At 68.6% G+C, this 14,113-nt stretch carries 13 protein-coding genes; 7 read left to right on the forward strand and 6 right to left on the reverse strand.

Annotated features, from left to right (window positions below; translation table 11 throughout):
* Nucleotides 1–45 precede the first annotated feature (45 nt).
* Both K6T84_RS00110 and K6T84_RS00115 read left to right on the forward strand, forming a co-directional pair.
* On the forward strand, nucleotides 46–282 hold the full coding sequence (locus K6T84_RS00110; protein WP_329786629.1) for a DUF4258 domain-containing protein: 237 nt from the start codon (nucleotides 46–48) through the stop codon (nucleotides 280–282).
* A 10-nt stretch (nucleotides 283–292) separates the two neighbouring features.
* Nucleotides 293–556 carry a hypothetical protein gene (locus tag K6T84_RS00115; RefSeq protein ID WP_225401686.1) on the forward strand — a complete coding sequence of 88 codons (264 nt, stop codon included), beginning with the start codon at nucleotides 293–295 and terminating at the stop codon, nucleotides 554–556.
* A gap of 138 nt (nucleotides 557–694) precedes the next feature.
* On the opposite strand, the gene K6T84_RS00120 is transcribed toward K6T84_RS00115, so the two are convergent.
* Nucleotides 695–3,310, reverse strand: coding sequence for an AAA family ATPase (locus K6T84_RS00120; protein ID WP_225401685.1), 2,616 nt, complete (start codon nucleotides 3,308–3,310; stop codon nucleotides 695–697).
* Nucleotides 3,307–4,455 carry a metallophosphoesterase family protein gene (locus K6T84_RS00125; RefSeq protein ID WP_225401684.1) on the reverse strand — a complete coding sequence of 383 codons (1,149 nt, stop codon included), beginning with the start codon at nucleotides 4,453–4,455 and terminating at the stop codon, nucleotides 3,307–3,309. Before K6T84_RS00125 ends, K6T84_RS00120 begins: the two co-directional genes overlap by 4 nt.
* A gap of 164 nt (nucleotides 4,456–4,619) precedes the next feature.
* On the opposite strand from K6T84_RS00125, the gene K6T84_RS00130 reads away from it, so the two are divergent.
* Nucleotides 4,620–5,126, forward strand: coding sequence for a SixA phosphatase family protein (locus tag K6T84_RS00130; RefSeq protein ID WP_225401683.1), 507 nt, complete (start codon nucleotides 4,620–4,622; stop codon nucleotides 5,124–5,126).
* 191 nt (nucleotides 5,127–5,317) lie between these two features.
* Here the strand turns inward: K6T84_RS00130 and K6T84_RS00135 are convergent, their stop codons facing one another.
* Nucleotides 5,318–5,860: a DUF3558 domain-containing protein gene (locus K6T84_RS00135; RefSeq protein WP_224864995.1), complete on the reverse strand. Its 543-nt coding sequence runs from the start codon at nucleotides 5,858–5,860 to the stop codon at nucleotides 5,318–5,320.
* Complete coding sequence (locus K6T84_RS00140; RefSeq protein WP_224865710.1) at nucleotides 5,857–6,360, reverse strand: DUF3558 domain-containing protein; 504 nt, start codon at nucleotides 6,358–6,360, stop codon at nucleotides 5,857–5,859. Before K6T84_RS00140 ends, K6T84_RS00135 begins: the two co-directional genes overlap by 4 nt.
* 153 nt (nucleotides 6,361–6,513) lie before the next feature.
* Between K6T84_RS00140 and K6T84_RS00145 the strand changes: the two genes are divergently transcribed.
* A complete protein-coding gene (locus K6T84_RS00145) occupies nucleotides 6,514–8,247 on the forward strand; it encodes an ABC transporter ATP-binding protein (protein ID WP_225401682.1) in 1,734 nt (577 codons plus the stop codon).
* Complete coding sequence (locus K6T84_RS00150) at nucleotides 8,244–10,121, forward strand: ABC transporter ATP-binding protein (RefSeq protein WP_225401681.1); 1,878 nt, start codon at nucleotides 8,244–8,246, stop codon at nucleotides 10,119–10,121. Before K6T84_RS00145 ends, K6T84_RS00150 begins: the two co-directional genes overlap by 4 nt.
* Nucleotides 10,122–10,268: 147 nt before the next feature.
* On the opposite strand, the gene K6T84_RS00155 is transcribed toward K6T84_RS00150, so the two are convergent.
* Nucleotides 10,269–11,246 (reverse strand): Acg family FMN-binding oxidoreductase, encoded by a 978-nt coding sequence (locus tag K6T84_RS00155; RefSeq protein ID WP_225398973.1) that lies wholly within the window; start codon nucleotides 11,244–11,246, stop codon nucleotides 10,269–10,271.
* Between the two features lie 122 nt (nucleotides 11,247–11,368).
* The gene (locus K6T84_RS00160; RefSeq protein WP_224864991.1) at nucleotides 11,369–12,535 is read right to left on the reverse strand and encodes an adenylate/guanylate cyclase domain-containing protein; all 1,167 of its coding nucleotides are present in this window, start codon (nucleotides 12,533–12,535) and stop codon (nucleotides 11,369–11,371) included.
* On the opposite strand from K6T84_RS00160, the gene K6T84_RS00165 reads away from it, so the two are divergent.
* A complete protein-coding gene (locus tag K6T84_RS00165; RefSeq protein WP_225398971.1) occupies nucleotides 12,514–13,665 on the forward strand; it encodes a MalY/PatB family protein in 1,152 nt (383 codons plus the stop codon). The genes K6T84_RS00160 and K6T84_RS00165 overlap by 22 nt on opposite strands.
* 5 nt (nucleotides 13,666–13,670) lie before the next feature.
* Nucleotides 13,671–14,108 carry an HIT family protein gene (locus K6T84_RS00170; RefSeq protein WP_224865709.1) on the forward strand — a complete coding sequence of 146 codons (438 nt, stop codon included), beginning with the start codon at nucleotides 13,671–13,673 and terminating at the stop codon, nucleotides 14,106–14,108.
* Nucleotides 14,109–14,113 lie beyond the last annotated feature (5 nt).

The following is a 14,113-nucleotide window of genomic DNA, read 5'->3' on the forward strand; positions in this document are numbered from 1 at the left end:
TGACGCATCCAAAGTTGTCAAGGTATCATTGACGCCATTGAGTTCATCGAATCGGCCCGCAAGCACTATGCCGAGCATGGGATCTCCGACGCGGATGCCTTGCACGTCATTCGCAATCCCGTCAGGCTTGTCGAGCAGGAGGGGGACTACGAGGGCCGCCTGCTGATCATCGGTGTAGATGCAGGCGTACGACTACTTGAGGTCGTGGTGGTCCCCGCCGATGACCCCCAGCGGATCATCCACGTGAACGTATTGCAGCCGAAAAACTACGACTACTTGTGAGGTGATGACTATGGCAACCAAAATCGATGAGACCACTGCCGCCGAGCAGTGGATCGACCAGTTGGACCCCGCGGACCCGTCGGTGAACGTACGCGACGGCCGCCATCTACGGCATGTCCGTGAGGCGGCCGATGCAGCCGACGCTGCGACTGACGCTCTGCGTCACGCGGTGGCGGAAGCGCGAGCGAACGGCGAAAGCTGGGGCACCATCGGAATGGTCTTGGGAGTGTCACGACAGGCGGCGCAACAGCGGTTCCGCGAGGGGAAGGACTGATGACCGAGCCCCACGTGGACAAGCTTGGTTCGCGAATCTCAAGCCGGTTCGTCGAGATCGGTCTCCACGACGAGATCGGTGAGCTACGGGGTCAAATCGTGCGGCCGGCGGAGTTCGACTCGTAGCGGCTCGAAATACTCACGAGCTCAAGTCGATGCGGTGCGCATCCCTGACGCTGCGGTAGCGGTCCGGGCTGCAGGTCAGCACGATCACCTGCCCCTGGGCGCCGACGGCGTCGAACACGGCGCCCATCTTCTCCAGCCGGTCAGGGTCGGTGAAGCCGAGTGCGTCGTCGATCACCACCGGAACACTGTCCTCCTTGGCGACCAGGGTCGCCCCGGCCAGCCGGGTCAGGATGCCCAGTTGCTCCTTGGCACCGCCGGACAGCGATTCGTACGGCACAGTGCGGCCGTCTAGGGTGCGGGTGCTGATCTTCAGGTCGGTGTCGACGTCCACTTCGAAGTCGGCACCGAACACGTACTCGCCGAGCCGCTGGATCTCGGCCCGGAACGGTTCGACGTAGCGGCGACGGGTGTCGTCGCGGTGTCGGTTCATGGTCGAGCGCAGCAGTGAGACCGCGCGGGCCCGTTGGCCGATCCGGTCGTGTTCGGCTGCGGCGTGTTCCCGGGCGATCTGCGCTGCGTCGAGACGACCCCGGCGGCCCTGCGTCCCGAACACCGCGAGTTCGACCTCGACCTCGTGCAGCGCCCGGGCGGTCTCGGCGTGCCTGGTGCGCAGGGCCTGCGCCGCGATGTCGGCGTCGGCCAGTTCGGCGTCGACGGTCTCGGGGTTGGCGGCGCCCAGCTCGTCGGTCAACGCGGTGACCCGCTGCTGCGCAGCACTAGCGGCTTGGCGGTGGGATTCGGCGGCCACCGTCACAGACTCGTCGCTGCGCGAAGCCCGGTCGGTGGTCAGCCGTGCGCTGGCGATATCGAATTCGGTGCGCTGCGTCGATGCCTTGTCACCCAACAGCGCCACTCGGGTGGCGGCCTCGGTACGCCGAGCGGCCACCTCAATGGCCTCGCGGCGCCGCGCCTGCCAGTCGGAATCGGCTTGGACACGCAGCGTTTCGGCTGCGTCACGCTGAGTGCGGACGTCCTCGGCCGTGATGCCGGCTGCCACCTGTTCGTGCTCGGTGCGCAACAGGGTCAGTTGGGCACGCAATGCCTCGACCTCGTCATCGCCGAGCAGCCCGGTCAGGGTGGCGCTGAGCTGATCGCGTGAGCTCGCCAGTTCGCGGCGCCGCTGGTCGGCCAGCCGGGCCTGCGCCACATCGCCTACGCCGGCTTCAGCCAGTACCGCCGACAGCCCCGCTTGCGCCGCAGCGTATTTGGTGTTCGCGTCCAGAGTGCTGTCGCCGGCGCTGACTCGCACACACAGCAATCCGGGCACCTCGACCTCGGTGGCGTCGGTGACGGGCGCCGACCAGCTCTGGCCGGCCGGCAACGCCGTGCGCTCGCCGGCGATCATCAGCTCGATGTCGGCGGCCGCGGTGAACTCCAGTGTCGCTGAGATCGCGGCCAGCGATGCCTGCGCCCGATCCAGCGCCGCGGCGGCGTCTTCGACCCGCCGCAGCATCGGCTCGGTCACCACGACTCGCGACAGTTCACCGCGAATCTGATCCAGTTCGGCCTCGGTGGCCTGAATACGAGCCAGTCGGGCTGCCAGCCGATCGGCCTCGTCGCGGGCGGCGATCTGCTCGACGACGCGGCGGGTGGCGTCGACACGCCCAGTGGCCGCCGCCAGTAGCTGTTCGGCCTGCGTTGCGGCGTCATCGGCACTCGCCGCGGCAGCCTCCGCGTTGGCAAGCCCCGTTGCGGCATCGACGATTTCAGCGTCCAGGGCCTTGACCGCCGCGGCCCGCGAGTCGACCTCACCGCACAGCCGCACCCGATCAGCGTGCGAGGCCTCGGCCATGGCGGCAGTGGCTTCGGCGGTGGTGGCCTCCAGTTGGGCCGCGCGCAACTGATCGCGCAACGCGGCGATGGTGGCGCCGGCGGCCTGGGCGGCGGCAAGGCGGGCATCGGCCGTCGCCTGCTCGGAGGTCAGCTGGGCCAGCTGCTCGGACAGCTCGGCGTGGCGCTGCACCCGGTCGTCGACCTCGGCGAGCAGTTCGGTGCACCGTGTCACCTCGGCGTCGGCGTCCGCCAACGAGGAGACCGCCGTAGCCCACTCCCCGGTGGGGCGCCCGGTCGGGGTGAAGTAGCGGGCGTATTCGGTGTCGATCCGCTCGATGAGAACCGGTTCGGTGCCGCTGAGGGTGGCGGTGTCGCCGGCGGCGATATCGAGCGCGCGGGATAGCGCATCGCAGCCGGACAGGTCCACCGCAGCCGTCGACGCCGCCTGGAGCACCCGCTGGGCCTGCCACAGGCCGGTGTCCATGGTCTCGGCCAGCATGGCCCGGACCCGCTCGTGCGCCTCATCGCCGGTGAGCTGCTCGCGGCGGGGCTCCATGATGGTCAGTTTCGTTTCGGGGGCCTTATGGAAACGCTTGCGATAGACGAACCGGTAAGGGCCGGTGCTGATTTCGGCGGTGACCTCGGCGCCGGCGTCGGCGTGGGTGGGCTTGACCTGTTTGACGTCCCTCTTGGCGGAGCGGTCCTTGGACTCCAGCAGCAGATCCAGCGCCTCGATCATCGAGGACTTGCCGACCTCGTTGGCGCCGGACACCACCACCACGCCCCGGTCGGGGAACTCGATCTCGCGATGCGCCACACCGCGATAGTTGGTCAGGACCAGCCGGTGCAGCCTCATGCCGCACCCCGATCCACCAGCCGCAGCAGCAGAGCCAGGGCGGCGTGCGCGTCGTCGGCCGCGGCGCTGTCTGCGCCGCCGCGCGCCGCGGCGACCAGCTCCTCAACCGCGTCGGCGGCGAACCCACCGATCCCCAGATCGGTGAACTCACCGTCGGCCGGGATCACCACCAAGTCGGTGTGGCGCTTCCAGGTGCCCACCCAGGCGAACAGACGCGAGTAGCGGTCCAGGCAAGCGTCGAGGGAAGCCCGGTCGGTGACGCTCAGCGAACCGGTGAGGGCCAGCCGGACCACCGTGCGGTCCTTGTCCGGTAACTGGTCGAGGTTGATGTCCAGATCGGCGACGTCGCGGCCGGAGTCGAGCTGGCGGTGCAGGGTCAGGAACCGCCACGAGCCGACGTGGCGTGGTTCGACATGAACGGTGCCGTCGGCCTCGTCGACGTCGACCACCAGGACGTGGCCGGAGTCCGATTCGATGTCGTCGTAGTTGGTGACCTCCGGCGAACCGGAGTACCAGACCCGCCCGGTGGCGCCGACCTGGGTGCGGGAATGCTTGTCCCCCAATGCGACATAGTGGATCGCGCCGCGCGACAGGGCTTCCTCGATGCTCGTCAGGTGGATCAGTGCCGGGTTGGTCGGGTCGGGGTCGAGCACGTCGACGCCACCGTGGGCGACCAGGATCCGGGTGGTGCCGTCGGCGTCCAGCCCGTCCAGCGCGGCGGCTGCCAGGTCTGCGGTGGGCCGTTTAGAGCGCCAGGGTGCGGCGACGATCTCCACGCCGGGCCGAACCTGTTGTGCGCCCGCGGCGTCGAGCACGACGACGTTGTCGGGGCATTCGGCGGTGAACAACGCGCTGGTGTACACCGAGGCGGCATCGAGCGGATCGTGATTGCCGGGCAGCAGATAGACCGGAATCCCGATGGTGCGCATGGCTTCCAGGGACTGGCTGACGATCTGGGGGTCGAGTTGGTTGTCCTCGAACACATCGCCAGCCACGACGACGAACTCCGCACCGACCTCGGCCGCCAAGGCCCCCAGGCCGGAAACGGCTCCGCGCCGGGCGGCCGAGTAGCGCGGCTGAGCGTCACCGGCGAGGAAGTGCCGGGTCATGCCGAGCTGCCAGTCGGCGGTGTGCACGAAGCGCATGTCAGATCGGTCCTTTCCACCCGGCTGCCGACCGGGCACCGCGAGTGTATGACCGGCCACCGACAAGTCCTCGGACCTCGATCGGCAGGTCCGGATGGGGGCACGACGACGGTGTCCCGTGCGTCACATGTGGCACTTTGGTAACTGGCGATATCGTGGGTCCGATGAGCGAGCACCCACGCACCCTGATCCTGCTGCGGCACGCCAAGTCGGATTATCCGGGCGGCGTCGCCGACCACGACAGGCCGCTGGCCCCGCGCGGCATCCGCGAGGCCGGGCTGGCCGGCGACTGGCTGCGTGCCAACCTGCCCGGCATCGATGCCGTGCTCTGTTCGACGGCGACCCGAACCCGGGAAACCCTGGACCGCACCGCGATCGACGCCCCTGTGCGTTACGTCGACCGCCTCTACGACAGCACCCCGGGCACGGTGATCGACGAAATCAATTCGGTCGCAGACGATGTCGCCGCGTTGTTGGTGATCGGCCACGAGCCGACGATGTCGCACCTGGCGCTCGGGTTGGCCGGTGTTCGCGGCACCGACCCGCGCACCGAAGCGCAGGTGGCCACGAAGTTCCCGACCTCCGGCATCGCCGTGTTGCGCGTCGAGGGGGCGTGGCGCGACCTCGAACTGGGCGGCGCCGCATTGGTGGGGTTCCACGTTCCGCGCTGAGACTGGCTGCCGGACCCCCTACACCCAGATTCCGCATCTGCCCCTCAGCGGGCGGGGTGACATGAGTTCGAATCGGATGTCACATGCGCTATCAAGCCGAGCGGTGTGAATTCCGCGCCATGGGGTTACCCGGCACCGTGGCCAACGACCTGCGGGCAACAGGGCGTGACCACGGCCCGGGACGAACTCCGCTACGAGTTCGTCGCGAGCGTCAGCTCCATCAGCTTGTTCGCCTGCTCGCACGCGTCGATCCCGGGCGCCTGGGGGTTGACCCACCAGCCCACCACGCCGGCGGCGTCACTGGCCACCCCGCACGAGCCGTTCGGATCGCTGGGCCTCATCACGATAGACGGCACGCCCACAATGGATTTCGTCTCGATCTGGTACTTCAGGAACTCAGCGACCTTGCGCTCGTTGTCCAGGCTGCCCTGCTCGAACCAGAACCGGGTGATGTCGATGAGACCGGCCGGGTTGGCCGCCTGCCAACGGCAAATGGCCCCGACGAAGGTGCTCTGAATGTCCAGCGGATCCGCACCGACGGTCTTGGCCAGGATGTCGGTGGTCAGCACCTCGCACTCCTTGAGCAGGTTCGGGTACTGCCGCTCGGAGTTGTTGTTGCGCTTGGTGTCCCCGGCACCCGCCTTGACCGCGGTGCCGCCGACCTCACGAGAGCAGCCCGTCGGCGCGATCAACACGGCCAGTGCGGCCAACCCGGCCAGAATCCGTCGGCTCATTTCGCGTTCGCAATCGACTGGCGGGTCAGCTCTTTGGCGACGTCGCAGGGATCAGGAAAGGGCTTCTGGGCGAAACTCACCGACCATTCTATGAAGTCGTCCTGGAACTGGATGCCGATCTCACAGAGGTTGTCGCCCATCGTCGGAGCGGTGCCCACCGCGATGAACCCGCTGTGGCCGTCGATGTTGATGTCCTCCACCGAAGTGCGCGACACCTCCTCGGTCTTGCGTTCACGCCCGATGGGGCTGCCGCGATACCAGGAGAAGGAGAAGTGCGGGCCCATGATCCCGCCGCGCAGCAGCCACTGGCAGCCCACCGAGTTCTGCGCGGTGCCGACCACCCCCGCGACCTTGGTCAGGTCCGCGATGGTCTCGTCGCTGATACCGCCGCACTGCGGAAACGACGGTCCGTGACTGCCGGTCTCCGTCTTCGATGCCGGCGACTCGCCGGACTGGGCTTCGGTCGACGAGCCGGAGTCGGAGCAACCGCCGAGAACCATGGCAGCAGCCAGCAGGGCCGGGACCGTCAATGTGAGCCGCACACGATGCACTGTAGCGGCACCGCACCCGGACAACCACGACACACGGGGTGACCAGTCGGTTTGTGTCGCGGCTGCCGCCCCCGGCCCGCACTGGTGTGCGACAGTAACCCCATGCTTCTGGCGCTGCTGCGCTGCTACATCGGGCCCTACCGCGGGGCGATCGCGGCGGTGATGGCGTTGCAGCTGATCAGCACGGGCGCGTCGCTGTACTTGCCCACCGTCAACGCCACGATCATCGACGACGGCGTCATCCGGGGCGACACGGCCCTCATCGTCCGGCTGGGCCTGCTCATGCTGGCCGTCAGCGCCGCGCAGGTGCTGTGCGCCGTCGCCGCCGTCTACTTCAGCGCCCGCACCGGGGCCGGACTGAGCCGCGATCTGCGCCGAGCGGTGTTCGCAGCCGTGATCGGGTTCTCCGAGCGCGAGACCGCCCAGTTCGGCACAGCCTCCCTGCTGACCCGCACCACCAACGACGTCCGCCAGATCCAGCTGGTGACGCAGCTGGGCACCACGGTGCTGGTCGCCGCGCCGATCATGAGCGTCGGCGGGGTGCTGATGGCGGTCCACCAGGACGCCGGGTTGTCCTGGCTGCTGGCGGTCAGCGTGCCGGTGCTGGCGCTGGCCAACTACGCGATCGTGGCGCGGATGCTGCCGAAGTTCCGCCGCCTGCAGATGCTGATCGACAACATCAACCGGGTGCTGCGCGACCAGCTCACCGGGATCCGGGTGATCCGCGCGTTCGCCCGCGAACCCTACGAACGCGACCGGTTCGCCCGCGCCAACCACGCGTTGTCGGACACCTCGCTGACGGTCGGCAACCTGCAGGCGCTGATGCTGCCGGCCACCACGTTGACCATCAACGCCTCCAGCGTCGCGCTGATCTGGTTCGGCGGGCTGCGCATCGACGCCGGGCAGATGCAGGTCGGCTCGCTGATCGCGTTCCTGTCCTACTTCATGCAGATCCTGATGGCGGTGTTGATGGCCACCATGATCCTGGCCGTGCTCCCGCGTGCCTCGGTGTGCGCCGAGCGGATCAGCGAAGTGCTGGCCACCGAACCGAGCATCGGTGCGCCCTCCTCTCCGGTGGCGCCGGCTGTTGTCGCCGGCGAGGTCCGGCTGGCCGGGGTCGGCTTCCGCTACCCCGGCGCCGACCGGGCGGTGCTGCACGACGTCTCTCTGACCGCTGTGCCCGGCAGCACCGTGGCGATCGTCGGCTTCACCGGCTCGGGAAAGTCCACGCTGGTGTCGCTGATCGCCCGGCTGCGTGACGTGACCGCCGGCGCGGTGCTGATCGACGGCGTCGACGTGCGCGAGCGCGACCCCGAGGAGCTGTGGCCGGGCATCGGCCTGGTTCCCCAGCACGGCTATCTGTTCTCCGGCACCGTCGCCGACAATCTGCGCTACGGCTTGGCCGCGGATGCTGTCGTCAGCGACGCGCAGATGTGGGACGCATTACGGGTGGCCGCCGCCGATTTCGTGTCGTCGCACCCGGAGGGGCTGGCGATGCCGGTGGCCCAGGGCGGGATCAATCTGTCCGGCGGGCAGCGGCAACGGCTGGCGATCGCCCGGGCGGTGATCCGCCGGCCTTCGATCTACCTGTTCGACGACGCGTTCTCGGCACTGGACACTCTGACCGATGCCCGGGTACGCGCGGGCCTGCGCGAGGTCGCCTTTGACGCAACGGTAATCATTGTGGCGCAACGTATTTCCACGGTCATCGAGGCCGATCAGGTGATCGTCGTCGACGACGGGCGGGTGGTCGGTGCGGGGACGCACGCCGAACTGCTGGACGGGTGCCCCACCTATGCCGAATTCGCCGAATCCCAGACGGTGGCGGGATTATGAGCGCGCCGGATCCTGGGGCCCGCGCCGTCGATTTCTCGACGACCGCTTGGCGCCTGGCGCGTCGCCTGCGCCCTTCGCTGCGGCTGGTGACCGGGGTAGTGGGTCTGTCCTTGTGCGGCATCGGGATCGGGGTTGCGGGACCGCGCATCCTCGGCCACGCCACCGACCTGATATTCAACGGCGTGATCGGCCGCGGCCTGCCTTTGGGCACGACTAAGCAGCAGGCGATCGAAACCGCGCGCGCCGCCGGGCACGGCACCTACGCCGACATGCTGTCCGGCATGGATGTGGTGCCCGGCGTCGGAGTGGACTTCGGCGCGGTGGCCCGCACCCTGATTTTGGCGATGGGGCTGTATCTGGTTGCCGCGGTGATGGTCTGGACGCAGGCCCGGTTGCTGAACATGATCCTGCAGCGCACCATGCTGGCGCTGCGCCGCGACGTCGAGGACAAGATCCATCGGCTTCCGTTGCGCTACTTCGACAATTCTCGTCGTGGCGAGTTGCTAAGCCGCGTCACCAACGACGTCGACAACACCGCGACGTCGGTGTCGATGACGGTCAGTCAGCTGTTCAGCTCGGTGATGACCGTGCTGGTGGTGCTGGCGATGATGCTGTCCATCTCCCCTGTGCTGGCGCTGATCACCCTGCTGGGCGTGCCGGCGTCACTGCTGGCGGTGCGGGCGATCACCCGGCGCTCGCAGCGGTTGTTCGCCGCGCAGTGGGCCGCGACCGGGCGGCTGAATGCCCACGTCGAGGAGACCTACAGCGGCGTCACGCTGGTACGGACATTCGGGCACCGGGATTGGGCACAGCAGCGGTTCGACGACTGCAACGACGAAATGTACCGGGCCGGATTCGGAGCCCAGTTCCTCTCCGGTCTGGTGTCGCCGGCGACGGGCCTGATCGCCAACCTGGGCTACGTGGCGGTGGCGGTGGTCGGCGGACTGCAGGTGGCCACCGGGCAGATCACCTTGGGCAGCGTTCAGGCGTTCATCGCCTATGTTCGCCAGTTCAACCAGCCGCTGGGGAACCTGGCCTCGATGTACAACATGCTGCAGTCCGGGGCAGCCAGCGCCGAGCGGGTGTTCGAGTTCCTTGACGAGGCGGAGGAACCGTCATCGTCGTCGTTGGCGCTCAACGAGTTCCGCGGGCGGGTGGAGTTCCGCAACGTCGACTTCGGTTACCGCCCGGGTGTTCCGGTGATCTCCGAGCTGTCGCTGGTGGTGGAGCCGGGCGCCACGGTGGCGATCGTCGGGCCGACCGGAGCGGGCAAGACCACCCTGGTCAACCTGCTGATGCGGTTCTACGACGTAGATCACGGGCAGATCCTGGTCGACGGCGTCGACATCACCACGCTGGATCGCTCCGCGCTGCGGTCCTCGATCGGCATGGTGTTGCAGGACACCTGGCTGTTCACCGGGACGATCTTGGAAAACATCGGCTACGGGCGGCCCGACGCAGGCGAGGACGAGGTGCTGGCCGCCGCCCGCGCCGCGCATGTCGATGCGTTCGTGCGCGCCCTGCCCACGGGCTACGCCACCCGGCTCAGTGATGACGGGGCGGGCATCAGCGCCGGAGAGAAGCAGCTGATCACCATCGCCCGGGCTTTTCTGGCCCGCCCTCAGCTGCTCATCCTGGATGAGGCGACCAGTTCGGTGGACACCCGCACCGAACTGCTGATCCAGCGCGCGATGCGGAAATTACGCAGGGGGCGGACCAGTTTCATCATCGCGCACCGGCTCTCGACGATCCGCGACGCCGACCTGATCGTGGTGATGAAGGCGGGCCGGATCGTCGAGCAGGGCACGCACGCCGAACTGGTGGCCCGGCGCGGCGCGTATTGGGAGATGGCCGGCGAAATCAACCATTGCTGACCAGTGGTCACCGGCGTAGATTCGACCGCGAAGCAGGCCCGGTTATGGCCGTACCGAAGAGCTGGCCCCGCGAGTGAAAGCCAGTCGCGCAGGATGCGTAAGACGCCTCGCCAAGTCTGACCGGGCCTGCCCTATTTGTCTTGCCGGTCAGCCCTTCAGATCCAAGACATCGGCAAGCGGGCGCCGCGGCGTCGGCTCCGGCATGTGCTCCAGCGCGGGCGTGCCACCGACTCGAATCAGTATCTGCGGCAGGTCATCGCGGCCCACCAGGCCGGCGAGCAACGCCCGGCCCGCCGGAACCTCCGTCAGGTGCGTCACCGGGCAGGTCGCCAAACCCACCATCGTGCATTCGAGCAGAACCGTCGACAGTGCCTCGCCGCAGGCCAGCGCATCGCTGCGATCATCGGAGGCGGTGGACAGCAGCACGATCTTCGAGTGGTCGTCGCCGACCTCGACGCGCCGCTCGCGGTTATGGGTGACCGGGAACGTCCGCCCCACGTCGACGCGGTCGCTCTCCGCCGCCGAGACCAGCGCACTCTCGGGAATGCCGTCGGCGACGTCGAAAGGTGCGGTCCACCAGTTCAGTTCGGCGTGATACGCCGAGTCGTACAGGCGCAGCGCCTCGGACAGCTGCGAAGCCTCCGCAAGCGCGGGCCGCAGCTCGTCGTCGACCACGGACAGCCGCACCGGTTCGTTGACGCTGCTACGCAGCAGCACCTCGAACCGTTCCCAATAGCTCGGCGCCATGAACGGTAGGCGATCGGTACGTCGCATCAGGATCGCGCTCGCGCTGTACCGCTGTGCGTCGGAGACTCGGCCGGCGGCGGTGAAGCCGATCGCGGCCAAGTGCTCTGGGCGCTGCGCGTCGGGGAACCGCTCGATCTCGGCGGTCCAGCCGGCCGCGGCCATCGCCACCCGCAGGTGGTCGAGCACCGCGCCACAGCTGATCAACGCCTCACGCGCCGATCGGTCCCCATGGACCTCTCGGGTCGAATCCAAAAACAGGTCGAGCCGCCCGTGCTCGGCCACCCATCGCCAGGGTTGGCTGTTATGCAACGACGGGGCCCGGCAAGCCAGTCGCACCGCATCGGCGAGAACTTCGGACTCCACTGCCGTGTCGACCATGATCCACCTCCGCGGGTTCGTTATCCCAGGTTCGCGGTCACGGATCGCCGGCAACAGGGGCCAATGGTCCCCGGTCAACCGGCATTGGGCCCGGAGCTGCTCGTGGCCGGCGGAAACAGCTCTCAAGCCGCCGGCGCGTGCCGCGCCCGGTACAGGTTCACCTCACCGCTGATCCCCTTCAGATGCCGCTTACCCGCGAACGACCAACGGAAATCCCCGGATTCGGCCAGCGCCACCCGAACCGACTCGGCCACCAGCACCGCGCCCGGCCGCGCCACCCCGGTCACCCGGCTGGCCAGGTTCACCGGGGAGCCGAACCAGTCACCGACCCGGCTCACCGCCTGGCCCGCCGCGATCCCGGCCCGCAGCCGCGGCAGGCTCTCGTCGGCCTCAGCGGCCTCCACCAGCTTGAGCATCGCGTCCACCAGCGGCGCCGGTTCCGGGCTGACGAACATCACCGCGTCGCCGATCGTCTTGATGAAGCGCACTGGCGGAACGGCGATGTCATGTCCCAGCACCGTCAGCCGCTCCGCCAGCTGAACCAGCTCCTCCGGCGGCACCATCTCGCCGAGCCGGGTGAAACCCACCAGGTCGGCGAATGCCACCGCCACCTGCCGCGCCCCCGGCACCGGCGCACCCGCCCGGCGCTCCCCCTCGGTGACCTCGTCGATGTCGAGCTGATGGCGCAACTGCATCATCAGCATGTCCTGCACGAACGGGCCCAGCAGCGGCGCCAGCCCGGCCACCATGTCGCGGGACCGCTTCGCGATCTCCAACTCGGTAATACCCGGTTCGGCGATCGCGGCCACCACCGTGGAACGCATCAGATCTGCGGTGTGCGACAACCCGTCGGCCAACACCCGCAGCGTCTGAATGGCCTGCTGCGGGTCGATGCCGGCCTCGATGAAGCGACGCGAATGCTCGGCGATGGCGCCGTCGGCACGCATCTGCACGTGGGCATCTGGATCGTCCATCCACGGCAGTCCGACCGCCCGCTGGATGCGCTGCAACTGCTCCAGATCCACCCCGGCCGCCGCAGCGACCTCCCGTGCCGAGACGTAGGTGCCGTCGTCGCCGATCAGCCGACGCGACGCCAGAAACGTCGGCGACGCCGAGGAACGGATCTCCTCGGCCGTCACGCCCTGCTCAAGAAGCCAGTCGATCAGCTCTGCGCGTTCGGCACGCGCGGTGCCCTCCAACCCGTCGAGCAGGTCGTCGATCTCGGGATCAGCCACGCGGCCAACGTATCGCGCGGCAGACTGTCGGTGTGGCTGAAGCCTTCGATGCATTAACCCCCGACCGACTCCGCGCCCGCAACACCATCAAGTGGAACCGATTCGACGCGGGCGTGCTGCCGCTGTGGATCGCCGAGATGGACTTTCCCACCGCGCCGCCGGTGCTGGCCGCGGTGCGCGACTGGGCCGACACCGAGGAGTTCGGCTACCCGGTGTTCGACTCCGATGCACTGCCGGTGGCCGCGGCGGCCTGGTGCGCGCAGCGTTACGGCTGGGCGGTGCCCGCGCAGTGGGTGCGGACCGTGCCCGACGTGCTCAAGGGCATGGAGACGGTGATCGCCTTCCTCACCCGCCCGGAGAGCCCGGTGGTGCTGCCCGTTCCCGCCTACATGCCGTTCTTCGACGTGCTGCGGGTCGCCGGCCGACAGCGTGTGGAGATTCCCATGACACAACAGGAATCGGGTCGCTATGTGATGGACCTCGACGCGCTCGACGCCGCATTCGCCGCCGGCGCGGGGTCGCTGATCCTGTGCAACCCGAACAATCCGCTGGGCACCTCGTTCACCGCCGACGAACTGCGCGCGATCACCGACGTCGCCGCCCGGCACGGCGCCCGGGTGATCGCCGACGAGATCCACGCCCCGCTGGTCTATGACCGCGGCCACGTCGCGGCGGCTTCGGTGTCGGAGACCGCCGCCGACACCGTCGTCACGCTGATGTCGGCGTCCAAGGGCTGGAACCTGCCCGGGCTGATGTGCGCCCAGGTGATGCTGTCCAACCAGCGCGACGCCGACGACTGGGACCGAATCAACTTCCTGCACACCATGGGCGCCTCCACCGTCGGCATCCGGGCCAACATCGCCGCCTACACCGTTGGCGGTGACTGGCTCGATCAGCTGCTGGGCTATCTGCGGGCCAACCGCGACCACCTGACCGCCGCGCTGCCGGCGGCGGTGCCGGGGCTGCGGATCAGCAACCCCGAAGCCACCTACCTGGCGTGGGTGGACTTCCGGTCACTGGGACTGCCCGCCGAGCCGGCCGACCTGCTGCTGGCCGATGCAAAGGTGGCGCTGAGCCCCGGACTGCCGTTCGGCGGCGGCCCGGGATTCGCGCGGCTGAACTTCGCGACCACCCGGGCGATCCTGGACCGGGCCATCGAGGCGATCGGCGGCGCACTGGCATGACCACGATGAGCTGCGTGTTCTGTTCCATAGTCGCCGGTGATGCGCCGGCCGTGCGGATCCACGAAGACGACGAGTACCTGGCGTTGCTCGACATCCGGCCGTTCACCGCGGGCCACACCCTGGTGATTCCCAAGCGCCACACCGTCGACCTGACCGACACCCCGCCCGCCACCCTGGCCGGCATGGTGGCGCTCGGCCAGCGGATCGCAAAGGCGGCGCGGATCTCGGGCCTGCACGCCGACGGCAACAACCTGGCGATCAACGACGGCCGGGCCGCGTTCCAGAGCGTCTTCCACATCCATCTGCACGTGGTGCCGCGGCGCAGCGGCGACAAGCTGGCGTTCGCCAAGGGCATGCTGTTGCGGCGCGACCCGGACCGGGAGCGCACCGCGGAGTTGCTGCGGGCGGCACTGGCGGACGTCGACGCCGGCCGGGCAGACTGAGGCCC

The sequence above is a fragment of the Mycobacterium zoologicum genome (assembly GCF_020181635.2).
Taxonomy (GTDB): domain Bacteria; phylum Actinomycetota; class Actinomycetes; order Mycobacteriales; family Mycobacteriaceae; genus Mycobacterium; species Mycobacterium zoologicum.

Excerpts from the sequence above, each read along its gene's own strand:
- K6T84_RS00115 (WP_225401686.1), top strand. The coding sequence starts at position 293 with ATGGCAACCAAAATCGATGAGACCACTGCCGCCGAGCAGTGGATCGAC.
- K6T84_RS00120 (WP_225401685.1), bottom strand. The coding sequence starts at position 3,310 with ATGAGGCTGCACCGGCTGGTCCTGACCAACTATCGCGGTGTGGCGCAT.
- K6T84_RS00125 (WP_225401684.1), bottom strand. The coding sequence starts at position 4,455 with ATGCGCTTCGTGCACACCGCCGACTGGCAGCTCGGCATGACCCGGCAC.
- K6T84_RS00130 (WP_225401683.1), top strand. The coding sequence starts at position 4,620 with ATGAGCGAGCACCCACGCACCCTGATCCTGCTGCGGCACGCCAAGTCG.
- K6T84_RS00135 (WP_224864995.1), bottom strand. The coding sequence starts at position 5,860 with ATGAGCCGACGGATTCTGGCCGGGTTGGCCGCACTGGCCGTGTTGATC.
- K6T84_RS00140 (WP_224865710.1), bottom strand. The coding sequence starts at position 6,360 with ATGGTTCTCGGCGGTTGCTCCGACTCCGGCTCGTCGACCGAAGCCCAG.
- K6T84_RS00145 (WP_225401682.1), top strand. The coding sequence starts at position 6,514 with ATGCTTCTGGCGCTGCTGCGCTGCTACATCGGGCCCTACCGCGGGGCG.
- K6T84_RS00150 (WP_225401681.1), top strand. The coding sequence starts at position 8,244 with ATGAGCGCGCCGGATCCTGGGGCCCGCGCCGTCGATTTCTCGACGACC.
- K6T84_RS00155 (WP_225398973.1), bottom strand. The coding sequence starts at position 11,246 with ATGGTCGACACGGCAGTGGAGTCCGAAGTTCTCGCCGATGCGGTGCGA.
- K6T84_RS00160 (WP_224864991.1), bottom strand. The coding sequence starts at position 12,535 with ATGCATCGAAGGCTTCAGCCACACCGACAGTCTGCCGCGCGATACGTT.
- K6T84_RS00170 (WP_224865709.1), top strand. The coding sequence starts at position 13,671 with ATGAGCTGCGTGTTCTGTTCCATAGTCGCCGGTGATGCGCCGGCCGTG.